Genomic DNA, 23865 nt, shown 5'->3' with positions numbered 1-23865 from the left:
TCGCCCCGACCGAATGGCCGGAGACGGGGTATCAACATATCTGGCGTTGATTTTTGGCACGCTGTTGAGTTCTCAAGGAACGGACGCTTCCTTCGTACTCACCCTCACGGGCTTTCCTCGGGGCGCTTCCCTTCGGTCTTGCGTTTCCGACTCTATCAGACTCTTTCGCGTCCGATTTCCCCGTCGGAGGGGGGGTTTGCTTTCCGGCTTTTCGGCCTTCAGGCGATGTCGACTGTATCAGATCCTTTCGGGCCTGACCTTCAGTCAACTGGCTTTGTCATCACGGCCGTTGGGCCGTTCCGACGTTCCAAACTTTAGCGGATGCTCTCGGCAGTTCCCAATCGGGCTGTCGAGTCCCAGTGGAATTGAATTCGGGCATGCCGAAATTGGTCCCATTGGGAGGTCGCGCTGATGGTTTGGGTTGCCGCTTCTGCGGCGGAGGTGTTGTCGCAGAACCGTTACGGCCCCGTGGCAACTCGAAGAACCTTACGGATCAGTGAGGGGACTGTCAAGTGTCCCCAGCGCGAGGCTACGTCAAACCATCGGAGGGGCCGTCAGTCCAGGTCGCTGAGGCGGCCGTTGGCGTCCGGCTGGGCGTGCTCCACCCGGCGCAGCAGACGGGTGAGGACGTCACCGAGGACGCCGCGTTCCTCCGGGGACAGGTCCTGGAGGAGGTCTTCCTCGAAGACGGAGGCGAGTCGCATGGCCGACAGCCATTTCTCGCGCCCCTCGGAGGTGAGCTCGACGATGACGCGTACGCGGTTGGACTCGTCCCGCTCTCGAGTGACCAGACCTTCCGCGACCATGCGGTCGATGCGATGCGTCATCGCGGCCGGCGTGAGGCCGAGACGCTTGGCGAGGTCGCTCGGACCCATGCGATAGGGGGCGCCGGAAAGGACGAGGGCCTTGAGGACCTCCCACTCGGCGTTGCTCATGCCGAGAGTGGCCGTCTGGCGGCCGTAGGCGACGTTCATACGGCGGTTGAGGCGGCCGAGGGCCGAGACGATCTTCTCGACCTGGGGGTCGAGGTCCTGGAACTCGCGCTGGTACGCGGCGATCTGCTCTTCGAGTGTCGGTTCGCCGACGCCGGGGTTGTCGCCCATGGGCGCAGTATGGCACGCCTCGCTTGGCGTCGAAGTCCTTAGCTGTGTACTCTTCAATGTCTAAGTTTAGCTTTGAAGTCTTCACTCCTAACGCCTGAGGTTAGGCGTACGGGCGTGCCAGGGCTTCTCCGTCAAGGCAGGTGAAAGTGACCAGGGCGATGGGCGCAGCGATGCGCCGGATCCATGTGGGCAACGCGCTCAGCGCGTTCGGGCTCGGCTTCACGGTCCCGTATCTGTACGTCTATGTGGCGCAGGTGCGGGATCTCGGTGCGGTGACGGCGGGGCTCGTACTCGCCGTCTTCGCTGTGGCCGCGCTCGTCGTGCTGCCGTTCGCCGGACGGGCCATCGTCCGGCGGGGCCCTCTGCCGGTGCTGCTCGCCGCCTTGGTCACCGCTGCCCTCGGTGCGCTGAGCCTCGGGCTGGCGGGCCATGCGACGACGGTGCTCCTGTCCGCGGCCGGGCTCGGGGCCGGGCAGGCGGTGATGCAGCCGGCGCTGGCGACGATGATCGTCGACTGCTCGACGGCCGAGACTCGGTCGCGCGCGTTCGCTCTGCAGTTCTTCCTGCAGAACCTGGGGCTCGGGGTCGGTGGGCTCGTCGGCGGCCATCTCGTCGATGCCTCGCGCGCGAGTTCCTTCACCTTGCTGTTCGCGATCGAGGCGGCGATGTTCCTGCTGCTGGTCGTGGTGATGTCGACCGTGCGGGTGCCGCACGCGCCCAGGTTCGGGGCCGATGCTTCGCAGGGCGGGAGGTCGAGTTGGCGGCGGTTGCTCGGCAACCGGGCCATGGTGCAGCTGTGTGTGCTGGGCTTTGTGCTGTTCTTCGCCTGCTATGGGCAGTTCGAGTCGGGGCTGAGTGCGTACGGCGTCGAGGCGGCGGGGATTTCGACGTCCGCGCTGGGTACGGCGCTTGCCGCCAACACGGCGGTGATCGTGGTCGCGCAGTTCGCGGTGCTGAGGTTCGTCGAGCGGCGCAGGCGGTCCCGGGTGATCGCGGCCGTCGGGTTGATCTGGGCGGTCGCGTGGGGCGTGGCCGGGTACGCGGGGCTCGGGCATGGGAGCCAGGCCATGGCCTCGGCGGCGTTCGTCTCCACGTACGCGCTGTTCGGGCTCGGTGAGGCGATGCTGTCGCCGACCGTGGCGCCGCTCGTCGCCGATCTGGCGCCGCGTGGGATGGCGGGGCAGTACAACTCGGCGTTCGCGCTGGTGAAGCAGCTTGCGCTGGCGGTGGGGCCGGCGGTGGGCGGGCCGATGGGGGCGTCGCTGCACGGGCCGTACATCGTGACGTTCCTGCTGTGCTCGTTGGGCATTACGTATCTGGCGGTGCGGCTTGGGCGGGAGCTCAGTCCGGTGCAGGATCAGCCGACGTCGGCGAGGAGCCGGGTGGTCGCGCGGGGCGGAGGAGCGGCGGCGGAACCGCACCGCGCTGATGCCTGACGGGTTTTCTCGCCCCCGCCGCCCCTACCCGTCCCATCCTGAACCTGGGGGCTCCGCCCCCAGACCCCCGATCGGCCTGAACGGCCTCGTCCTCAAACGCCGGACGGGCTGATTGATGCCGGCCCGGGCTCGAAAATCGGCGGGGGCGACACCCCTCTTTCAGGTCACCCCGCCCCGCAGCGCGAACTCGCACCACACCGCCTTTCCCCCGCCCGGCGTACGCCGCGAGCCCCAGTTCGAGGCGATCGTGGCGACGATCGCGATGCCCCGGCCGGCCTCGTCGGCCGGCTCGGCGCGGCGGCGGCGTGGAAGGTGATCGTCGCCGTCCGTCACCTCGACGATCAGGCGGCGGTCGGTGCGGCGCAGGCGCAGGCGCATGGGCGGGGTGCCGTGCTGAAGGGAGTTGGCGACCAGTTCGCTGGCGGCCAGGACGCCCAGATCGTGCAGATCCGTGGGGAACCGCCAGCTCGTCAGCACGCCGGAGGCGAACGCACGCGCGCGTGGCGCCGCCTCCACACCGCCCAGCAGCTCCAGGGCGGCGTTCCGGAAGAGCTCGCTGTCGGGGCCCGTACGGGCAGGGTGCTGGAGGACGAGGACGGCCACGTCGTCGTCGTGATCGGCCGCCACGCCCGCCGAGCGCACCAGACGGTCGCAGACCACCTGGGGTGTGCCCCTGGCGCCCGCGAGGGCGTGTTCCAGGGCGGTGATGCCCTCGTCGAGGTCCTCGTCGCGGCGTTCGACCAGGCCGTCCGTGTAGAGCACGGCGGTGGAGCCGGGGCCGAGCGGGACCGTCCCCGAGGCGTGCATCCAGCCACCCGTGCCGAGCGGGGGTCCGGTGGGCTCGTCGGCGCGCAGGACGGTGCCGTTCTCGTCGCGTACGAGGATCGGGAGGTGGCCGGCGGAGGCGTACACGAGGCGGCCCTCGTTGGGGTCGTGGACCGCGTACACGCAGGTGGCGATCTGGTTGGCGTCGATCTCCGTGGCGAGGCCGTCGAGCAGTTGGAGGACCTCGTGCGGGGGGAGGTCCAGGCGGGCGTACGCGCGGACGGCCGTGCGGAGTTGGCCCATGACCGCCGCGGCGCGCACTCCGCGGCCCATGACGTCGCCGATGACGAGGGCGGTGCGGCCGCCGCCGAGGGTGATGACGTCGTACCAGTCGCCGCCTACCGCGGCCTCCGTGCCGCCGGGGTGGTAGACGGCGGCGATGCGCAGGTCGTCGGGTTCCTCCAGCTCCTGGGGCAGCAGGGAGCGCTGGAGGGTGACCGCGGTCTCGCGCTGGCGGCGTTCGCTGGCGCGCAGGCGGTCGGCCGCTTCGGCGTGGTCGGTGACGTCGGCGGCGAAGATCAGTACGCCGCCCTCTTCGGGGGTGGCCGAGACGTCGACGGGGGTGCAGGTGAACGTGTACGAGCGGCCGCCGGGGGCCTTGCGGGACTTGACGGTACGCGGCTTGGAGCTGCGCAGGACCTGGTCGAGGAGGGGCAGCAGGCCGACCTCGTCCAGTTCGGGCAGCGCCTCGCGCGCGGGCTCGCCGACCGGGCGTACGCCGAAGGCCGCGACGTACGCGTCGTTGACGTACGCGAGGCGGTGTTCAGGGCCGTGTACCAGAGCGACCAGGGCCGGGATGCGGTCGAGAACCTCGCGGACCGGCAGGTCGTCCACGGCGGGGACCGGCGGGGCCGCCTCGTCGTCGGTCAGCCGCTCGGCGCGGGCCGCGGGCACGGAGCTCTCCGGGGGGAGCGCATTCGACGAGCTGCCGGTCCGCGCTGCGGCGCGGCGCTGCGTTCCGGGGAGCCGGGCGCTCCAGCGCGTGAAGTTCACTGTGGGACAGGCCTCGTGGTTTTGAAGGGCGAGCGGTCGGCCCGCCCATGGTCGTGGACCAGTGTGTCCGACCGGACCGACATCCGTCAGACGCCGGCCCTGCCGAGGGAGTTCCCAAGTCGGGTCAGGACGACCCCTTCGGGTCCTGTGGAGGCTTTCCACCGGCCGCCAGTTCGAACTCCGCACGGGGATGTTCGAGCGAGCCGAGGGAGACGATCTCCCTCTTGAAGAGACCCGCGAGTGTCCACTCGGCCATCACACGGGCCTTGCGGTTGAAGGTCGGCACCCTGCTCAGGTGATAGGTGCGGTGCATGAACCAGGCAGAGTAGCCCTTCAACTTGCGCCCGTAGACGTGTGCGACGCCCTTGTGCAGTCCCAGCGAGGCGACGGACCCCGCGTACTTGTGGCCGTACTCCTCCAGGGGCTGTCCCTTCAGGGAGGCGGCGATATTGTCGCCGAGGGTCCTGGCCTGGCGCACCGCGTGCTGGGCGTTGGGCGCGCACTCCTTGCCGGGCTCGTCGGCCGTGATGTCGGGAACGGCGGCGGCGTCTCCCGCGGCCCACGCGTGCGCGACACCGTCGATGGCCAGGTGGGCGGTGCACTTGAGGCGGCCGCGCCCGTTCAGCGGCAGGTCGGTGGCGGCCAGGACGGGGTGCGGTTTCACGCCCGCGGTCCAGACGACCGTACGGGTCGGGAAGCGTGAGCCGTCACTCAGTACGGCGACCCGGTCGGCGCAGGAGTCGAGGCGGGTCTCCAGGCGTACGTCGATGTTGCGGCGCCGCAGCTCGGTGACGGTGTACTTGCCCATCTCCTCGCCGACCTCGGGCAGGATGCGGTCCGAGGCCTCGACGAGGATCCACTTCATGTCCTCGGGCTTGACGTTGTGGTAGTAGCGCGCGGTGTAGCGGGCCATGTCCTCGAGTTCGCCGAGCGCCTCCACTCCGGCGTAACCGCCCCCTACGAAGACGAAGGTCAGGGCCGCGTCGCGGATCGCGGGGTCACGGGTGGACGACGCGATGTCCATCTGCTCGATGACGTGGTTGCGCAGGCCGATGGCCTCTTCGACGGTCTTGAAGCCGATGCCGTGGTCGGCGAGGCCCGGAATCGGCAGGACGCGCGAGATGGAGCCGGGCGCGAGGACGAGTTCGTCGTAGGAGATCTGTTCCGCGGCCGCGCCCTCTTCCTGGGTCGCGAGCGTGGTGAGGGTCGCGACACGCTTGGCGTGGTCGATCGACTGGGCCTCGCCGATGACGATCTTGCACTGGTCGAGCACACGCCGCAGTGGCACGACGACGTGGCGTGGCGAGATGTTTCCGGCGGCCGCCTCGGGAAGGAACGGTTGATAGGTCATATAGGGATCAGGCGTGACCACGACGATTTCCACGTCGCCCCGCTTGAGCTCCTGCTTCAGCTTCCGCTGGAGCCGCAGGGCGGTGTACATCCCGACGTAGCCGCCGCCGACGATGAGAATGCGCGCTGGTTCCTTCACCCACCCATGACGCAACGAGCTCAGGAGTTTGTCCACAGCCCCGACAATTTGTGTGACCGACTGCCGGAGACGCGCAGGGTTGGCCGATTTGCCAGGCTCCGCAGAGTATGCCCAGGTCAGCGGGGGCGCGAGAGGTGAGCGTAGGGGGCGGAATCGGGACGTAAGCCGTCCGTACTCCGATCGGGGGGCGCTCCGTGCGGAACCTGCCCCTTCTGAATTGACTCCCACTCAACTATGTTCGTGTGTCATCGGGGTGCAGGGGGAAGCGCTCGGCGGGTCCGCACGACAGGTCGTGGGGCCCAGCCCGTTCCGCTCGCTCCGGCTGTCAATGGCGGGGAGAGTCTCCGGGGGGAGACGTCATTACCGGGGGAACACTTATGCATATTCAGGACACTCATTGGTCTACCGCGTCTGCCATCGCAACGGGCGGCGCGGTCGGTGCGGCGATGGGGAACGGACGCGGCGCGGGGGACGCGGCGCGCACGACACCGCTGCGCGTGGACGCACAGCGCAATCTGGAGCACGTACTGCGCGCGGCACGCGAGGTCTTCGGCGAGCTGGGGTACGGCGCGCCGATGGAGGACGTGGCGCGGCGCGCGCGGGTCGGCGTCGGCACGGTGTACCGGCGCTTCCCGAGCAAGGACGTCCTGGTCCGGCGGATAGCCGAGGAGGAGACCTCCCGGCTGACCGACCAGGCGCGGGCGGCACTCGGGCAGGAGGACGAGCCGTGGTCGGCGCTCTCGCGCTTCCTGCGGACGTCCGTGGCCTCGGGCGCGGGGCGGCTGCTGCCGCCGCAGGTGCTTCGGGTGGGTGTCGCGGACGACGGCCTGCCCCTCGACGGGGCGCGGGTGCCGCAGCAGCGGTCCCAGCCGGTCAACGGCGAGCTGCGGCTCGTGGAGCAGCGGCCCGCGGTCGCCGAGGCGGTCGTGGCGCCCGAGGACGACGCCGGGGCGGCTCAGCTGCTCGAGGTCGTGGGCCGGCTCGTGGACCGGGCGCGTGCGGCGGGCGAGCTGCGTACGGACGTGACCGTGTCCGACGTCCTGCTGGTCATCGCCACGGCGGCGCCCTCGCTGCCGGACGCGGCCCAGCAGGCGGCGGCCTCGGCGCGGTTGCTGGACATCCTGCTGGAGGGGCTGCGGTCCCGTCCCATGTGAGTCGCGTCGGCGGCGAGCTGCCCGAGACACCTTCCGTCCGGGGAGGACCGGCTGGGTCTTCCCCGGACGAGTGAACGCTGACGCTGCTGCGTGGCAAGTCCCCACGGACGAGTGGTTGGTCCGTTGTTCCTGGTCACGGCGCCGGGACCGTGTGGCACTCTTCCCGGTGTTCGGGTCCGAGTGAGCAGGCGGGGGCTTTCCGCGATGAGCGGTGACGGGTGGGACGGGTCGCTTTGCGACGGTGGTTCGGTTTTCGGCGGGCTGCCCTCGCGGCAGGTACCGAGTCAGGGCGGTCCGTGGAGGGGCGGTCCGTCGAAGGGTGCTTCTTCGGCGGGTGCTTCCTCGGCGGGTGCTTCTGAGTTTTCGCCGTCGCCGGGGCAGCCGCCGTCCGACGCCGAGCTGATCGCGCGGATGCGTTCGGGCGACGACACGGCGTACGAGGAGCTGTACCGGCGCCACGCCGAGTCCGTGCGCCGGTACGCGCGCACGTGCTGCCGGGACGCGCACACCGCCGACGATCTCACGGCCGAGGTCTTCGCCCGCATGCTCCAGGCCGTACGCGGCGGCTCGGGCCCCGAGCACGCCGTACGCGCGTATCTGCTCACGACCGTACGCCGCGTCGCCGCGACCTGGATGAAATCGGCGAAGCGTGAGCAACTGGTCGAGGACTTCGCCGTGTTCGTGGCGCAGGCCGCGCGCGTCGACGAGGTGGCGGACGGCACGGCCGCCCTGGGCACCTTCGGAACGGGCCTCGACCTGGGCGCGGATGTGCGGGCGATGCACGAGGCCGAGCAGTCGATGGCCGTGCGGGCCTTCCGGTCGCTGCCCGAGCGGTGGCAGGCCGTGCTGTGGCACACCGAGGTCGAGGACGAGTCGCCGAGCGAGGTGGCCACGCTCTTCGGGCTGGACGCCAACGGCACGCGCGTCCTGGCCAGCCGGGCTCGCGAGGGCCTCAAGCAGGCCTATCTGCAGGCGCATGTGAGCGCGACGCTGAGCGAGAGCGAGGAGTGCGCGCGCCATGCCGACCGGCTCGGCGCGTACGCCCGCGGCGGGCTGCGCACGCGGGCCGAGCGAGGGCTGCGCAAGCACTTGGAGCAGTGCGCCAGGTGCCGGCTCGCCGCCGGTCAGATCGAGGAAGTCGCCGGTGGGATCCCCGCGCTCGTGCCGGTTGCGGTCATCGGTTGGTTCGGCGCCGCCGGGTACGCGAAGGTGGCCACGCTCATCGCCGGCGGCGGTGCGGGTGCTGGTGCGGGTGCGGCCGGAGCGGCGACCGGAGCGGCGGGCAGCGCCGGAGGCGGGGCGGCCGCCGAGGGGCTCGGGGCACCCGCGAAGACCGGAATCGCGGCGAGCGTCATCGCGGTGGCCGCCGCGGCGGTGGCGTACGCGATGGCGGGCCACGGCGACCCGCTCGAGAAGCCCGACGCCCGGACGCCGGTGTCAGCGCCCGTCGTCGAACCGGACATCGGACCGGACCTCGAACCGGACAACGGACCGAGCGCGCAGTCGTCGTCCCCGAAGTCGCAGAGGTCGCAGAAGTCGCAGAAGTCGCAGAAGTCGCCGAACCCGCAGAAGCAGGCGTCGGAACCGAAGCACAAGTCGCAGCCGAAGCAGGCGTCGGAGCCGAAGCCGCCGGGTCCGGCGGCCGCCCCTTCACCGACGCAGCGGCAGACGCCGGCACCGACACCGACGCGCACACCGACACCGGAGCCGAATCCGACACCGAGCCCCACCAGCCCCACCCCGAAAGCCGCACCCTCACCGGCTTCTACAGCGACACCGGCTCCCACGCCGGAGCCCAACCGCGCACCGGACCCGACGCCGACGCCGACTCCCACACCGCCCGCGACCCCGGCGGACCAGCAGTCGAGCGAGTGGGAGTGCGGCGTCACCGTGTACGGCGAGGCCACGTTCACCATCGATCTCCGCCGCGCGTGCGCCGCGTACGAGGGGCTGGTCGGGGCCCAGAGAGGCGAGTCGGCGGTTCCCCCGCACCTGACCCTGACCGGGAAGGACACGGTCGGCCTGGTCGTCGAGTTGCGCTGAGGCCTGAGGTCTGAGGTCTGAGATCTGAGGTCCTGCCCCTCTACCCCTGCCGAGCCGCCCCCGCCCCCAAGGCACCCCGCTGCGGCACGATCCCGCCAGGTACCGCCCGCTGGCGCGCGGGCGTGCCCGTCCAGCACGTTCCCCGGCGGTCCAGCAAGCGGCCGAGCCACAGTTCGAGGGAGACAAGGTCGGCGAGGCCCTCCAGGGGGAGGGGTTCGCCGTCGGCCGCTGCCCGGAGGGCCTTGCGGACGACGCGGGCCTCGACCAGGCCCGCCTGGGCGAGGAGGGGCGTGTCGAAGAGGTCGACCAGGTCGTCGACGGCGGCGCGCAGGCCCGTGCGGGCGGCGGCCGCGGAGGAGGCGTGGGAGGGTGCGCCCCAGCCGGGCGGGAGGTCGGCGACGCCGGCGCCCTCCAGGACCGTACGGAGGATCGCGGCACGCGCGCCCGGCTGGACGCGCAGGGCCTCGGGCAGGGCGCGGCAGGCGCGGACGACCTGGTTGTCGAGGAAGGGCGCGTGCAGCCGCTGGAAGCGGACCTCGGCGGCCTGCTCCAGGATGCGCAGGTCGGCGGCGTGCCGGGCGAGCGCCGCACGCGCGCGGTGGTCGCCGGGCCGCTGGCCGGGGCCGACACCGGCGCGGCTCGTCGCACCCGTCAGGCGAACCGATACTTCAGCGAGTGCCTCACCCGTCAGCCAGCGCGCCGCGGGCCCGGGTCTGGCCCAGGTGAGCGCGGCGAGCGACGCCCCCACAGCACCTCCCGGCTCCTCGAACCGCCTGTGCAGCAGCCGGTCGGCGAGTCCCTGGACGCCGACGAGGTAGGGCGTACGGGCGAGCTTGCGCGCCGCGCTGTACACGCGCGCGGGGACCATGACGGAGCCGTCGGCCCTGGCCAACGCCGCCACGGGGCGCACCAGGTGACGTCGTTTGCGGTCCATCAGCAGGTCGGCGAGGCGCGCCGGGTGTGCGTCCAGGACCTGCCGGGCACCGTACCCGGTGAAGTGGTCGGCGCTGCCCGAGGCGAGCCTCGCGCGGTGGCGGGCCGCCGTGACGAGCGAAGGGCTCGGTTCGTCGGTGAGCGGGCCGTCCAACTCGGCGTACGGAAGCACCTCTTCGCCGCCCGCGACCACCACGTGGTGCAGCCGGGGGTTGGCGGCCAGCGTCCCGGCGCGCTCCAGTTCGGCCTCGCGGCCCCGCACGGCCAGGTCGTTGAACGTGACCGCGAGGAGACGCTCACCAGCGCCGGTGCCGTGCCCCAGGACGGTGCCCGGCATGCCGGGGAGGCCGGCGGCCAGGAGGGCGAGCGTTCCCGAGGCGGGTCCTCCGGAGAGGTCGGCCCCGATGCCGGGCACGGGCATGCCGCGCGCCGCGCGCCGTTCGGCGGGTCCCATCCCGGGGACGGGACCGGGGTCCACATCGGCGCCGGGGACATGCCGGGGGGCCGCCAGACGTGCGCGTACGGCCTCGACCAGGGCGTCGCGTACGGCGTCCACGGCGCTGTCCGGGTCGGCGGAGGGTGCCGCGACCGCGAGGGAGGCCACCGGTTCGTAACCGGCGATCTCGCGTGCGCCCGCGCGCAGGATCAGCGCGTGCCCCGGGGGAATGCGCTGCACGCCCAGGTAGGGCGTGGAGTCGTGCAGGGCCGCGGGGACGTCGGGCGCGGCGAGCAGCGCCGCGAGGTGCCCGAAGTCGAGGTTGGCCTCGATGAGGTCGGCGAGGGGCAGTGCTGCCGTGGCGTACGCCGTGCCGCCCGCCCAGGGGGTGTAGAACACCGGCCGTGCGCCGGCCAGATCGCCGCTCACGGTCACCCGGCGACCGACCTGGACGATGGCCGTGTAGCTGCCGGACCAGGCCGTCAGATGGCGAAGTGCCCCGCCGCGCGCGGCGAACAGGCCCACGCGCAGCTCTTCGTCGGAGGCGCCGCAGGTGCCGAGCACCGCGATCCGGGTCTGTGCGTCGGCCTTCACGACGCGCACCTCGTCGGGGCGCCAGTCGCCGACGGCCCAGAGCGGATCGGGGTCGCCCCACAGGAGTTGGGACCCCACGGGGTGCACCGTCTCGCCGTTGTTGCCGGTAGCGCCCGCCGAGCCGATCTCGGAGACACCAGCGGTGGTACTGCTCCACCCCACCAACCACCGCATCGCCGCCTCCACAGGCTGTGGACAACCAGTGCACCGCACGAACTGGGCACCATGCTGCCACGAAGAAAGCGCGACGGAGGCTCCCCGCCCCCGCTTGCACTCCCCGGAGTGCGCCCCTGAGGAGATGCCCGCGATGAGGCGAACGCACGCACGAGACAAGGAGGTGACGACGTGAATGCGCCCCCGGTACGCTCCCCAAAAACGCCTAACGCGCCCTCAAGTCCCATGGTGGGAGGGGGTATTCCGCACCCGCAAGCGTGGTCGATTTTCAGCCAAATCGGCGATGGGCAGCCAGGCTTGCACACGCTCTGTGCATGCTCAGCGCAACGCACAGTCCGGGAGGCGGGGTTCGCCTCCCGGACCGGTCCGCCGCCCGCGGGGATGAAGGCGGCGGTGTCCCCCAGCCCGCTGGATCCAGTACAGCGGGCCGACCCACGCAGGTTCCATGGAAACGCTTCCGCGATGGCCGGAGAAGAGCGCACGGCCGGGCGCACAGCCACACAGCGGGAGCACACCGCGACGCTGCGTACTTGCGTGCGGACCACAATCCCGCCATCCGGAATTATGCCTCTTAACGCTTGGGATGCGGCGAACTACGCTGGGTTTACGAATGCCGCGTGGTTATGCCAGCGCGGCAGCCGTCTGTGTCGAGGGGTGGCGCATGTCCAGGGAGCAACGCGGGCCGAACGAAAAACTCGGCGCCGTTCTCGCCCTCGCGGGAATCAGCAACGCAGGACTCGCACGACGCGTCAACGACCTTGGCGCCCAACGCGGGTTGACTCTTCGCTACGACAAGACGTCGGTGGCGCGCTGGGTGTCGAAGGGGATGGTGCCGCAGGGTGCGGCGCCGCACCTCATCGCCGCGGCCATCGGCCAGAAGCTCGGCCGCCCCGTCCCGCTCCACGAGATCGGTCTGGCGGACGCGGATCCCGCACCGGAAGTGGGCCTCGCCTTCCCCCGTGACATAGGACAGGCGGTGAAGTCGGCGACCGAGCTGTACCGGCTCGACCTCGCCGGACGCCGGGCCGGCTCCGGCGGCATCTGGCAGTCGCTCGCCGGATCGTTCGCGGTGAGCGCGTACGCGACTCCCGCATCGCGGTGGCTGATAACCCCGGCCGACAGTTCGGTGGCGCGCGACGCGAGCCCGGTGGAAGGCTCCGGGGCACCGATGAAAGTCGGCCACAGCGACGTACTGAAGCTGCGGGAGGCCGCCGAGGACGCCAGGCGCTGGGACTCCAAGTACGGAGGCGGCGACTGGCGTTCGTCGATGGTGCCGGAGTGCCTGAGGGTGGAGGCGGCGCCGCTGCTGCTCGGCGCGTACTCGGACGAGGTGGGCCGCGCCCTGTTCGGAGCCAGCGCGGAACTCACCCGCCTCGCCGGCTGGATGGCCTTCGACACCGGTCAGCAGGAGGCCGCCCAGCGCTACTACATCCAGGCGCTGCGCCTCGCGCGCGCGGCCGCGGACGTACCGCTCGGCGGCTATGTCCTGGCATCGATGTCGCTGCAGGCCACCTACCGTGGCTTCGGCGACGAGGGCGTCGACCTCGCGCAGGCGGCGCTGGAGCGGAACCGGGGCCTGGCCACGGCCCGCACGATGAGCTTCTTCCGCCTGGTCGAGGCACGCGCCCACGCGCGCGCCGGTGACGCCCAGGCGGCCGGCGGGGCCCTGCGGGCCGCCGAGGGCTGGCTGGAGCGGGCCCGCGACGGCGACCAGGACCCGTCCTGGCTGGGCTTCTACTCGTACGACCGTTTCGCCGCCGACGCCGCCGAGTGCTACCGCGACCTCAAGGCACCCCGCCAGGTCCGCCGCTTCACGGAGCAGGCACTGTCGAAACCGACGGAGGAGTTCGTACGCTCCCACGGCCTGCGCCTCGTGGTGTCCGCGGTCGCCGAGCTGGAGTCGGGCAACCTGGACGCGGCATGCGAGCAGGGCGTGCGAGCGGTGGAGGTCGCGGGGCGCATCTCCTCGGCCCGCACCACCGAGTATGTGAAGGACCTGCTCCACCGGCTGGAGCCGTACGGCGACGAGCCGCGCGTGGTGGAGTTGCGGGAGCGGGCGCGGCCGCTGTTGGTTGCACCGGCCTGACCCGGTTCCGAAGCGTCTGCCTGCTTTGTGCGATCTTGGGGCTACCGGTTGTGTGTGGCTGGTCGCGCAGTTCCCCGCGCCCCTTCGGGGCGCGGGTTTGAGCACGTTGTCAGTGGCGCAGGGCACTATCTAGGTGGGAGGTGGGATAGGTGCGTCGGGAGATCCCCTACGACTGTGACGTGCTCGTGATCGGCGGTGGGATCGTCGGGCTGTCGACGGCGTACGCGATCACGCGTGCCGCGCCGGGCACGCGGGTGATCGTGCTGGAGAAGGAGCCCGGCCCGGCCCGCCACCAGACGGGGCGCAACAGCGGTGTCATCCACAGCGGCATCTACTACCGCCCCGGCTCCCTCAAGGCGCGGTACGCGGTGCGGGGCGCCGCCGAGATGGTCAAGTTCTGCGCCGAGTACGGCATCGCGCACGCCGTCACCGGCAAGCTGATCGTCGCCACGGACCGCGACGAGCTGCCCCGGCTGCACGCACTGGTGCAGCGCGGCAGGGAGAACGGCATTCCGGTCCGCGAGCTCGGTCCGACCCAGATCGCCGAGTACGAACCGGAGGTCCGGGGCCTCGCCGCGATCCACGTCGCCACGACGGGCGTGTGCGACTTCGTGGGCGTCGCACGGCAGCTCGCGGAGGCCTCCGGGGCGGAGATCCGGTACGGGACGAAGGTCACGTACATCGATCGCCGACCCGACCTCGGGGTCGCGGTCCGTACGGGAGAGGGCACGATCGTACGCGCGCGGGTGATGGTCAACTGCGCGGGCCTCCACTGCGACGAGATCGCCCGCCTCGCCGGGGACGAGCCCGGGATGCGGATCGTGCCCTTCCGGGGCGAGTACTACTCGCTGGTGCGGCCCTCGCTGGTCAAGGGCCTCGTGTATCCGGTCCCGGACCCCGCGTTCCCCTTCCTCGGAGTGCACCTCACCCGGGGCATCGACGGAGGCGTCCACATCGGCCCGAACGCCGTGCCGGCCCTGGCCCGCGAGGGCTACGGCTGGACGACGGTCCGGATGCGTGAGCTGGGCGCCACGCTCGCCTGGCCCGGCTCCTGGCGGATAGCGCGGCGGCACTGGCGGTACGGCGGCGGTGAGCTGCGGCGCTCGGTGTCCAAGGCGGCGTTCACGGATGCGGTGCGGCGTCTGCTGCCCGCCGTGACTCCGGACGACCTGGTCCCGTCGGCCGCGGGCGTCCGCGCCCAGGCCGTGCTGCGTGACGGCACCCTGGTGGACGACTTCCTGATCCGCGAGGGGGCCCGCACGGTGCATGTCCTCAACGCCCCCTCCCCCGCGGCCACGGCTTCACTGCCGATCGGGCGCGAGGTGGGCCGACGGGTCCTGGGGGCCCTGGGCCGGGCGTGAGCGGGTGCGGGGGCCTGGGGGCGGGGCCCTCTGGGTGCGGGTGCGTGGGTGCGGGTGCGTGGGGCCGGGTGCATGGGTGCCGGTGCGTGGGTGCGGGTGCGTGGGGCCGGGTGCATGGGTGCCGGTGCGTGGGTGCGGCTGCGTGGGTGGGAGGCTTGGAGCAGGGCCGCTGCGCCCACCTCCCGCCTTCGTAGAATCAAAGCACTGTGTCTGAGTCCCGAAACACTTCCGAAGAGCCCCGCCACCGCGTCAAGGGCGAACCCCGCTTTCCCGACGGGCCCCGGGCCGACCCTGCCGGGTCCCACTTCGAGCGGCGGATCCGTAGCTTCCAACCGCGCCGGAGCCGGGTCACGCATGGGCAGGCGGACGCGTTGCAGCGGTTGTGGCCCAAGTGGGGGCTGGACATCGACGGCCGGCGGAAGCTCGACCTCGCGGAGCTGTTCGGGAACGACCGGCCCGCCGTGCTGGAGATCGGGTTCGGTATGGGCGAGGCCACCGCGCGGATGGCCGCGGCCGACCCCGACACCAACGTCCTCGCCGTCGACGTGCACACCCCCGGACAGGGCAACCTCCTCAACCTCGCGGACCGAAGCGGCCTGTCCAACGTCAGGGTCGGCAACGGCGACGCGATCATCCTGCTCCGCGAGATGCTGCCCCCGGACTCGCTGGACGGCCTGCGGGTCTATTTCCCGGACCCCTGGCCGAAGAAGCGCCACCACAAACGCCGCCTGATCCAGCCGGAGTTCCTCACCCTCGCCGCGTCCCGCCTCAAGCCGGGCGCGCTGGTGCACTGCGCGACGGACTGGGAGCCGTACGCCGAGGTGATGCTCGAAGTGCTCACCGCGCACCCGGACTTCGAGAACACCCAGCCGAACGGCGGTTACGCGCCCCGTCCCGACTTCCGGCCACTCACCCGTTTCGAGAGCCAGGGCCTGGACAAGGGACATGTGGTGCACGATCTGCTGTTCCGCCGCTGCGCCCCGTAAGAGGCGCGGGGAGCTGCGCGAGCAACCCACCACAATCCGCACGTCACACGCCCGCACGTCGTCCAGAGCCCGGCGGGGCGCAAAGTCACTGTCGCGAGCCCAGCCCGTCCCTCGTTAGGGTCATTGCTATGGCCGCCAGCCCCCAACCCCCCACGTTCCCCGGCATCCCCGCCGGAGGCGCACGGCGGCATGCGCACTGGTGGCAGCGCAGGTGGGTGCGCTACGGCGCGCTGAGCACCCTGCTCGCCCTCTCCGGCCTCGTGATCCTGGCCATGGTCCGCGAACAGACCGGCACGGAAGGCTTCTTGGTGGGCCTGGGCCTGGCCGTGCTGCCCGTCCCGCTGCTCATAGCCGCCTTCCGCTGGCTGGACCGGGTCGAGCCCGGGCCCTGGCGGAACCTGACGTTCGCCTTCGCCTGGGGCGCCTGTGCGGCGGCGCTGATAGCGATCGTCGCCAACAGCTTCGCGACCCAGTGGATAGCGACGGCCACCGCGGACCCGTCGAGCGCCGACACACTCGGTGCGACGGTCATAGCGCCGATCGTCGAGGAGTCGGCGAAGGCGGCGGCGGTGTTATTGGTCTTCCTGTTCCGCAGACGGGACTTCACCGGGATCGTCGACGGCGTGGTCATAGCCGGAGTCACCGCGACCGGCTTCGCGTTCACCGAGAACGTCCTCTACCTCGGCACCGCCTTCGGCACCGACCAGCTGAACGGCCACGGCGGCCTCGCCTCCGTCACCGCCGCCACCTTCTTCGTACGCGTGATCATGTCGCCCTTCGCGCACCCGCTGTTCACCGTGCTCACCGGCATCGGCTTCGGCATCGCCGCGCTGTCGGCGGACCGCCACCAGGTGCGACGCGTGCTGCTCCCGCTCATCGGCCTGCTGCTCGCGATGGGCATGCACGCCGTGTGGAACGGATCGTCGGCGTTCGGCGCGTACGGCTTCTTCGCGGTGTACGCGGCGTTCATGGTGCCCGCGTTCGGGCTGCTCACCTGGCTGGTCATCTGGACCCGCCAGCGCGAACTCGGCACGGTGCGCACCGAACTCCCCGCGTACGCGATGGCGGGCTGGCTCACCGTGCCCGAGCCGTTCGCGCTCGGCTCCATGCGGGCGCGGCGCATGGCGCGGGAGTACGCCGCCCACCACGGCGGGCGCACGGCGGGGCGGGCCGTCGCGGAGTACGAGGCGTACGCGACGTCTCTCGCGTTCCTGCGCCACCGGGGGCGCCGCGGCCGCGCGAGCGCCGACTTCGTCGTACGCGAACGGGAACTGCTGTGGGAGCTGTGGGCCCGGCGCGACGTCGCCAGGCCCGCGCTGGCGTACGCGGCCAGGGCGATGGCTCCGGCTCCTGTTCCGGTTTCTGTTCCTGCTTCGGTCCCGCCACCGTGGCCGGGGCCGGGGCCGGGGCCGGGGTCAGAGCCAGGTCCAGGGCCGTGGTCGGGGCCGGGTCCAGGGCCGTGGTCGGGTGCGGGGCCTGGGCCGGGCTACGGGTACCCGCAGGGGCAGCAGGCGCCCTACCCGGCGTACGGGTATCTGCACGGTCAGCCGGCGCCCTACTCGGCGTACGGGTATCCGCACGGGCAGCCGGCGCCCTACCCGGCGTACAACCCCTATCGCACGTGAGACGCCATCAGGCCGAAGCCCGCGTCAGCCGTGCCAGCTCGTCGTCCGTCAGCTCCAGGTCCGCCACCCTCAGCAGCGCCGGAAGCTGCTCCACCGTCCGGGCCGAGGCTATCGGTGCCGCGACGGTCGGGCGGGAGGCGAGCCAGGCCAGCGCCACCGTGGCGACCTCCGCGCCCCGTGCCCGCGCGACCTCGTCCAGCGCGGCCAGCACACGAGGCCCCCGCTCCGACTCCAGATGCGCGCCTGCCGCCCCGGCCCGCGCGCTGTCGACCTCGACGCCCGGCCGGTACTTGCCGGTGAGGAAGCCGGAGGCGAGGGCCCAGTAGGGCACGGCGGCCAGCCCGCTGCGGGACGCCACGTCCTGGAGCGGGCCCTCGTATGTGTCACGGGAGACGAGGTTGTAGTGGGGCTGCAGCGCGACGTACCGCGCGAGGCCCTCGCGGTCGGAGAAGTCGAGGGACTCCTGAAGTCGCGCTGCGGAGATGTTGGACGCGGCGATCGCGCGCACCTTGCCGGACCGCACCAGTTCGTCCAGCGCCGTGATGATCTCCTCGACCGGCACCGACGGGTCGTCGCGGTGCGTGTAGTAGAGGTCGATGTGGTCGGTCCGCAGTCGTCGCAGCGAAGCCTCGGCCGCGGCCTTGATGTTGGCCGCGGACAGTCCTGGGTACTGGGGATGGGAGCCGACCTTGGTCGCGACGACGACGTCGGCACGGTTGCCGCGCGCGGCCAGCCAGTCGCCGACGACCGTCTCCGACTCACCGCCCTCGTTGCCCGGAGCCCATGACGAGTAAGTGTCGGCCGTGTCCACGAAGTTGCCGCCCGCGGCGGCGTACGCGTCGAGTACGGCGAAGGACTGCGCGCGGTCGGCGGTCCAGCCGAAGACGTTGCCACCGAGAGCGAGCGGAAAGACCTCGAAGCCTGACGCGCCCAGCGTGCGAAGAGTGAGAGAAGGCATGGGGACGTCAACGGCCGTACCGGACGGCCGTATTCCATGCACGCCGCACGCCTGCACACCGCACGTACGCCCACCCTTTCGGACGTACGTGCTCAAAGTCCCCTGGCTGCTTGCGGGTTGCCGCTTACGGTCCGCTTACGGGTTGATGCCCTTGCTCCGCAGCCACGCCATCGGGTCGATCCCTTCCCCGCCGGCCGTGTGGACCTCCAGGTGGAGGTGCGCCCCGGTGACGTTGCCGGTCGCGCCCACGCGGCCGATGACGTCGCCCGTGTTGACCTTCTGCCCGACGCTGACGCTGATGGACGACTGGTGGGCGTACCAGAGCTCCGTGCCGTCGTCGAGGGTGATCACCGTGCGGTAGCCGTACGAACCGTTCCACCCGGCCTCGGTGATGGTGCCGCTGTGGATCGCCTTGAGCGGCGTACCCGTGGGAGCGGCGAAGTCCAGACCGGTGTGGTAGCCGGAGGACCACAGCGAGCCGGCCTGCCCGAAGGTCGAGGAGATGGTGTACGAGGAGGTGGGCAGCGAGTAGCTCTTCGCGAGTTCCGCGAGACGCTCCGCCTCGGCCTTGCGCTTGGCCTCCTCCTCCGCCTTCTTCTTGGCGGCGGCGGCCTTGGCCTCGGCCTCTTCCCTCTCCTTGGCGGCCGCCTCGGCGGCCTTCTTCGCGGCGGCGGTCTCCGCGGCCTCCTGGGCCTCGCGGTCCACCTGGTCCTGCTGCCGCTCGGCCTGCAGCATGATGCGGGCGCGCAGGGCCTCGCCCGCGTCCGAGTTGCCCTGTTCCGCGTCGGCGGTGGTCAGACCCACGCTGCTGAGCGACGTCGTGTCATCGGCTTCCGCGGAGTCGTCCGCGAACATCGAGCCCACGGACGGCAGATCGGGCATCGAGATGGAGACGGGCGGCTTGCCGGTCTGCGCGCTGGCCATGCCACCCGCGCTGACGGCCGCGATGACGCCGACGCCCAGAACCGTGGAGCTGCGGGCGAGACCTCCGCCACGCTGCTTACTGACGCGGTGCCGGCCCCGAACGGGTCGGAGGGAATCCTCGGTGGGGTTCCACTCCTCCCAGGTCTCCTCGTCCTTACGGATGCCGTAGCCGAAAGTGTCGGGATTGAACTCACTCGGCGCGGACGAGGTTTGCGGGGCAGGCCGGTTGGACGCCACGTAGGCGCACTCCTTTCCTTCCTTCTCGCCTACCGGGTTAGCTGACGGGTTCGGAGCAGGAAGGTCTCCTACGCGCGTCAATCATGGTGTCGCACACCATGAACAACGCCCGATTCACCCCAAGTTGGTGGTTCCCCGGTTCCCTTTCGAGATTCGGCACGTGCGCACGGAGCCGCCTCTTGTGACGGCTGGGACGACCGCGCTGCGTTATCGAACGTTAATAGAGGCAGGCACTGGATTCCAAGCTGTTCTGGATGATCGTTAACGTTTTTGGCCTGGACTTACGGGTCAAGAGGGGAGTAAATCGGGCGAGTTGATTGACTCTCGACCCAGTGGCCTTTGATGACGAAGTGTCAGATGTTACGCGGAGTGGGGTCGTTCGACTACCGAGGGTCACGTGAGGGGCTCGGCTTCACCGATGCCACAGGGAAGACGACGAAGAACTCCACGAGGCTTTGGAGAACTCCACGAGGTGCCAAAGAACTACAAGAACGCACCGAAGAAGTCCAAAAAGCGCTGAAGACGTACAGAAAGCACCGGACAGGACCGAAGACACCCGGAAACACTCAGGGCCGGAAAACACTCAGGGCCGGAATCCATAGGATTCCGGCCCTGAGCCTTCAGTAGCGGGGACAGGATTTGAACCTGCGACCTCTGGGTTATGAGCCCAGCGAGCTACCGAGCTGCTCCACCCCGCGTCGTTAAGATCAGTGTACGCCATCGGCGGGGCCCTCAGCACACGGCTTTACGTCCCCTGCCCGTCCTGCCCGCCGGCCGCCCGGAGGAGGTGGCGGTTGGGCTCGGCGGCCCGCTCCTCGAATTCCGGGAGCACGACGACGTCGGCGCCCTCCGCGGCCAGCAGCCCGCCCCCGTCAGCGGACGCCACGAACGTGTCGGGCTCGCGCCAGGCGGTGACCACGCGGCGCACTCCCGCGTCGATGATCAGCCGCGCGCAGGGGGTCGGCCGGGAGGCGCGGCGGGCACAGGGTTCCAGGCTGCTGTAGACGGTGGCGGTGGCAAGGCGCGGGTCGGCCGGGTCGAGTTTGGCGAGCGCGGCCTCCTCGGCGTGCGACACCGCGTCGGACTCACGGGAGTACCCGCGGGCCAGCTCCGTGCCGTCGGCCGCGACGACGACCGCGCCGACGCTGAAGGCGGTTCGCGAGGGCGGACACTGGGCGGCGAGGTCACACGCGGTCTCCAGCCAGTGCCGGTCTGCGGCGGAGGCGAGCTCTCCGACGCCGGGCGCCGTGGGCACGTACCGCATGAGCACCACATCGCCCACCGGCCGCGTCTCCACCAGCCGCATCCGGTTGCGCACCCCGCCCGGGTAGCCGCCCGGCCCGAACAGCCGCGGCGCGTCCGGCTCCCCGACGACGAGCGGCGCGAGGGCGAGCTGCAACTCGTCCGCGAGCCCCTGCTGGAGCAGCTGGGTGTGCACCAGCCCGCCCCCTTCGACCATGAGCCGCCGCACGCCCCGTACGTCATGAAGGTGCTCGAGTACGGCCTGCCAGTCGAGCGCGGGCCCGACGGGAACGACATCGACGCCCAGCCCGCGCAGGGCCGCTGTGGCCTTCGCCACACCCAGGTCCGTCGTGTAGACGACCTTCTCCCCGCCCGTGGACCAGAAGTTGAGAGCCGGGTCGAGGTCCCCGCTGCCGCTGACGGTGACCTTCAGCGGATACTCCGGGCGGCCGGTGGCGGCTCGGGCCGCCCGGCGCTCGGCGGAGTTGACCAGGAGACGGGGGTTGTCCGCGCGCAGCGTTCCCGCGCCGACCAGGATCGCGTCGGACGCCGCCCGCACCTCGTCGACCCGGTCGAAGTCGGCAGGTCCGGAGAGGACGAGCCGTTCGGGGCCGGTGTCGTCCAGGCAGCCGTCGAGGGAGACGGCTGCGGACAGCAGGACGTAGGGGCGGGGCATCGGCGCACTCCCTCTCGGAGACCTGGCACTCATCAGGGCATCAGGGCGTCAGGATCTCGCAGGTTGATTCAACTTTTAAACAGTACCTACACTGGCGGCATGACGACCCGCTGGCTCACCCCCGAGGAGCAGCGCGCCTGGCGCGCGTACATCGCGGCCTCCCAGCTTCTGGAGGACGCGATCGACCGGCAGCTCCAGCAGGAGGCCGGCATGCCACACCTCTACTACTCCATCCTGGCCGCCCTTTCCGAGGCACCCCACCACTGTCTGCGCATGACCGACCTCGCCGAGCGGCTGAAGATCACCCGCAGCCGGCTGACCTACGCCGTGACGCGCCTGGAGAAGGACGGCTCGGTACGCCGCGAAGGATGCCGCATGGACAAGCGGGGCAGTCTGGCGTTCCTGACCGACGAGGGGATGGCCCTCCTGGAACGTACGGCGCCCGGCCATGTCGAGACGGTCCGCGCCTCCCTCTTCGAGCACCTCACCGAGCAGCAGGTGGGGCAGCTGGAGGAGATCTGTACGGAGGTCGCGCGGGCTCTCCAGGGAGACGGGGCGCAGTCGGCGCCCGACGACCTGCCCTGGCGGCGCCGCTCCTCCACCCCTTGCACGTGAGCTGAGCCACCACCTGCCTCCGCACCGTTGCTTAAACTTTAAAGCATGAGCTAGGGTCTCGATCCGAGGAACTGCTTCAAATCTGAAGCAGACCACGATTGGACCGGAGAACCCGCATGCCCGACTTCCCCGCCGCCACCCCGCGCGCACGCGTCCGGGTACCGCTGCGCTTTGACGACGGCTACAGCGTCGACGCCGAACTGGTCACGTTCCACGGGCTGAGCGACGGCCAGGAACACGTGGCGATCGTCCTCGGACCCCCTTCGGCGACCCCTCTGGTCCGCCTCCACTCCGAGTGCCTGACGGGCGACGTCTTCGGCTCGGCCCGCTGCGACTGCGGCCCCCAGCTCCGCGAGGCCGTCGAACAGATCGCCACGCGTGGCGGCGTACTCCTCTACCTCCGCCAGGAGGGACGGGGCATCGGCCTCTACAACAAGCTCGACGCGTACGCCCTCCAGGACCAGGGCCTCGACACGTACGCCGCGAACACGGCCCTCGGCCTGCCGGAGGACGCCCGCGACTACACGGCGGCGGCCCAGATGCTGGCGGCGCTCGGCGTCACGGAACTGGATCTGCTCTCCAACAACCCCGACAAGGCGGAGCAGCTCCGCGCCCTGGACATCGATGTGCAGCGGCGCGTCCCGACGGGCGTCTTCACGACGGACCACAACGTCCGGTACCTGCGGGCGAAGGTCCTGCAGACCCAGCACACGCTGCCGCTGGCGGAGCTGACGGCGAGCTGACGCCCGGCGCCTCCCTGTCCAGTGGCCGACCTGATCAGGGGCCGACCTGTTCAGTGGCGGACCTGATCAGTGGCCGACCGGCGGTGGTCCGGTGATCACCGCACGGCGCCTCGTGTCCGGTCGGCACCGGCCGTGCGTGTCACGGCGAGGGCGGCGCCAAGAGTGGGGTAGACGGGCACGGCGTGGGCCAGGCGGCTGATCTGCAGGATGCGCAGGACCCGTCCCTCGGGGCAGACGAGGCGCAGTTCGCCCTTCCCCTCGCGCAGCAGGGTGCGGACGGCCATGAGGGTGCTCAGCCCGTCCACGTCGGTGTAGGACAGCTCGGACAGGTCCACGATCAGACGCAGCGGGTGCCGGCCCTCCTTGATCACGGATGCCACGCTGTCGCGCAGCTCCGGGGCCGTGCCGGTGTCGAGGATCCCCCTGACCTCCATCACGGCCCAGCCGTTCTTCTCCCAGTGCGACGCCAGGAACAGGGTCATGGCCATGGCGGCCTCCTGTGCTTCTGGTTCCTTGATTCGCCTGAGTGCGATGCCCGTCCGGGCTCCGGAGCCCGGATTGCCTTCGAACCGCCTTCGACTGTTCCTGTACCCCGTTCCGCTCATCTCATCTTGACCGGACAGCGCTCAAGTTTTATCCAGGTGAGTGGGGAGGTTGGACCCACACCCGCAGCCCGGAGGGTCGGCTGACAATGAACGGGACCCGGCCGCGGAACACCCGGTCGCAGCGCCTGCTGGAGGAACGCACCGCCGATCTCCAGCGGGTGAAGGCCGAGTACGACAACTACCGCAAGCGGGTGCGCCGCGACCGTATGGCGGTCCGCGAGATCGCGGTGGCCAACGTGCTGCGCGCTCTGCTGCCGGTGCTGGACGCCGTCGACCGTGCGGGCGAACACGAGCCCATGACGCGAGGCCTGAAGGACATCGCCGACACCCTGGAGACCCAGCTCGGCTCGCTGGGCCTGCAGGCGTTCGGTGAGGAGGGCGAACCCTTCGACCCCACCCGCCACGACGCCGTCACGCACCACATTTCCCCGGACGCCGACCGCCTGACCTGCACGGAGATCCTGCGCCCCGGCTACCGGCTCGGAGACCACCTGCTGCGTCCGGCCCACGTGGAGGTCACCGGTCCACCCCCGCACGACGGAAACCCGGACCGGACGCGGCCTTGAGTCCCACGACAGCCTTGAGTCCCGGTCCGCCGCCTCCACGCATCGCCCCCGAAAACGAGAC

The 23865-nt window shown here is 71.0% G+C and carries 18 protein-coding genes, 1 tRNA gene and 1 riboswitch; of the genes, 10 read left to right on the top strand and 9 right to left on the bottom strand.

What is annotated here, in order from left to right; genetic code table 11:
• Positions 1–554: 554 nt before the first annotated feature.
• Positions 555–1103 carry a MarR family winged helix-turn-helix transcriptional regulator gene (locus FE633_RS35545; protein WP_138049291.1) on the bottom strand — a complete coding sequence of 183 codons (549 nt, stop codon included), beginning with the start codon at positions 1101–1103 and terminating at the stop codon, positions 555–557.
• Positions 1104–1261: 158 nt separating this feature from the next.
• Between FE633_RS35545 and FE633_RS35540 the strand changes: the two genes are divergently transcribed.
• A complete protein-coding gene (locus tag FE633_RS35540; protein WP_138049290.1) occupies positions 1262–2539 on the top strand; it encodes an MFS transporter in 1278 nt (425 codons plus the stop codon).
• A 159-nt stretch (positions 2540–2698) separates the two neighbouring features.
• On the opposite strand, the gene FE633_RS35535 is transcribed toward FE633_RS35540, so the two are convergent.
• Both FE633_RS35535 and FE633_RS35530 read right to left on the bottom strand, forming a co-directional pair.
• Positions 2699–4357 (bottom strand): ATP-binding SpoIIE family protein phosphatase, encoded by a 1659-nt coding sequence (locus tag FE633_RS35535; protein ID WP_138049289.1) that lies wholly within the window; start codon positions 4355–4357, stop codon positions 2699–2701.
• Between the two features lie 124 nt (positions 4358–4481).
• On the bottom strand, positions 4482–5846 hold the full coding sequence (locus tag FE633_RS35530) for an NAD(P)/FAD-dependent oxidoreductase (RefSeq protein ID WP_138049288.1): 1365 nt from the start codon (positions 5844–5846) through the stop codon (positions 4482–4484).
• A 377-nt stretch (positions 5847–6223) separates the two neighbouring features.
• Here FE633_RS35530 and FE633_RS35525 point away from each other — a divergent pair, with 377 nt between their 5' ends.
• Positions 6224–7000 carry a TetR/AcrR family transcriptional regulator gene (locus FE633_RS35525; RefSeq protein ID WP_138049287.1) on the top strand — a complete coding sequence of 259 codons (777 nt, stop codon included), beginning with the start codon at positions 6224–6226 and terminating at the stop codon, positions 6998–7000.
• Between the two features lie 204 nt (positions 7001–7204).
• Entirely contained in the window at positions 7205–9043 is a 1839-nt protein-coding gene (locus FE633_RS35520; RefSeq protein WP_138049286.1) for a sigma-70 family RNA polymerase sigma factor, read from the top strand.
• A gap of 40 nt (positions 9044–9083) precedes the next feature.
• Here the strand turns inward: FE633_RS35520 and FE633_RS35515 are convergent, their stop codons facing one another.
• Positions 9084–11180, bottom strand: a complete 2097-nt coding sequence (locus FE633_RS35515; protein WP_138049285.1) for an asparagine synthase-related protein — start codon at positions 11178–11180, stop codon at positions 9084–9086.
• A 661-nt stretch (positions 11181–11841) separates the two neighbouring features.
• Between FE633_RS35515 and FE633_RS35510 the strand changes: the two genes are divergently transcribed.
• The 4 genes from FE633_RS35510 to FE633_RS35495 all read left to right on the top strand — a co-directional run bounded on the left by FE633_RS35510 (position 11842) and on the right by FE633_RS35495 (position 17238).
• On the top strand, positions 11842–13266 hold the full coding sequence (locus FE633_RS35510; protein ID WP_138049284.1) for an NsdA family TPR-like regulatory protein: 1425 nt from the start codon (positions 11842–11844) through the stop codon (positions 13264–13266).
• A gap of 149 nt (positions 13267–13415) precedes the next feature.
• Positions 13416–14627: an L-2-hydroxyglutarate oxidase gene (lhgO, locus tag FE633_RS35505; RefSeq protein ID WP_138049283.1), complete on the top strand. Its 1212-nt coding sequence runs from the start codon at positions 13416–13418 to the stop codon at positions 14625–14627.
• A 206-nt stretch (positions 14628–14833) separates the two neighbouring features.
• Positions 14834–15613, top strand: a complete 780-nt coding sequence (gene trmB / locus FE633_RS35500; RefSeq protein WP_138049282.1) for a tRNA (guanosine(46)-N7)-methyltransferase TrmB — start codon at positions 14834–14836, stop codon at positions 15611–15613.
• A 128-nt stretch (positions 15614–15741) separates the two neighbouring features.
• On the top strand, positions 15742–17238 hold the full coding sequence (locus FE633_RS35495) for a PrsW family intramembrane metalloprotease (protein WP_138049281.1): 1497 nt from the start codon (positions 15742–15744) through the stop codon (positions 17236–17238).
• A 7-nt stretch (positions 17239–17245) separates the two neighbouring features.
• Here the strand turns inward: FE633_RS35495 and FE633_RS35490 are convergent, their stop codons facing one another.
• From FE633_RS35490 to FE633_RS35475, 4 genes are all read right to left on the bottom strand, one after another.
• Positions 17246–18196, bottom strand: a complete 951-nt coding sequence (locus FE633_RS35490) for an aldo/keto reductase (protein WP_138049280.1) — start codon at positions 18194–18196, stop codon at positions 17246–17248.
• A 135-nt stretch (positions 18197–18331) separates the two neighbouring features.
• Entirely contained in the window at positions 18332–19357 is a 1026-nt protein-coding gene (locus tag FE633_RS35485; protein ID WP_138049279.1) for a M23 family metallopeptidase, read from the bottom strand.
• A gap of 11 nt (positions 19358–19368) precedes the next feature.
• Positions 19369–19526: riboswitch (cyclic di-AMP (ydaO/yuaA leader) on the bottom strand.
• A 455-nt stretch (positions 19527–19981) separates the two neighbouring features.
• A tRNA-Met gene (locus tag FE633_RS35480) sits at positions 19982–20055 on the bottom strand.
• Between the two features lie 47 nt (positions 20056–20102).
• Positions 20103–21275: a dihydrofolate reductase family protein gene (locus FE633_RS35475; protein WP_138049278.1), complete on the bottom strand. Its 1173-nt coding sequence runs from the start codon at positions 21273–21275 to the stop codon at positions 20103–20105.
• A gap of 99 nt (positions 21276–21374) precedes the next feature.
• On the opposite strand from FE633_RS35475, the gene FE633_RS35470 reads away from it, so the two are divergent.
• Together FE633_RS35470 and FE633_RS35465 are read left to right on the top strand one after the other, a co-directional pair.
• Positions 21375–21890, top strand: coding sequence for a MarR family winged helix-turn-helix transcriptional regulator (locus FE633_RS35470; RefSeq protein WP_138049277.1), 516 nt, complete (start codon positions 21375–21377; stop codon positions 21888–21890).
• A 116-nt stretch (positions 21891–22006) separates the two neighbouring features.
• Positions 22007–22633, top strand: a complete 627-nt coding sequence (locus tag FE633_RS35465; RefSeq protein ID WP_138049276.1) for a GTP cyclohydrolase II — start codon at positions 22007–22009, stop codon at positions 22631–22633.
• Positions 22634–22728: 95 nt separating this feature from the next.
• Here the strand turns inward: FE633_RS35465 and FE633_RS35460 are convergent, their stop codons facing one another.
• Positions 22729–23121 (bottom strand): STAS domain-containing protein, encoded by a 393-nt coding sequence (locus tag FE633_RS35460; protein ID WP_171060250.1) that lies wholly within the window; start codon positions 23119–23121, stop codon positions 22729–22731.
• A 203-nt stretch (positions 23122–23324) separates the two neighbouring features.
• Between FE633_RS35460 and grpE the strand changes: the two genes are divergently transcribed.
• Positions 23325–23804 (top strand): nucleotide exchange factor GrpE, encoded by a 480-nt coding sequence (gene grpE / locus FE633_RS35455; RefSeq protein ID WP_138049274.1) that lies wholly within the window; start codon positions 23325–23327, stop codon positions 23802–23804.
• Positions 23805–23865: the final 61 nt, after the last annotated feature.

Source organism: Streptomyces montanus, from assembly GCF_005786655.1.
GTDB lineage: Bacteria > Actinomycetota > Actinomycetes > Streptomycetales > Streptomycetaceae > Streptomyces > Streptomyces sporangiiformans.
Note: the sequence above shows the minus strand (reverse complement) of the source record. Positions and strands in the feature narration are given on the sequence as shown.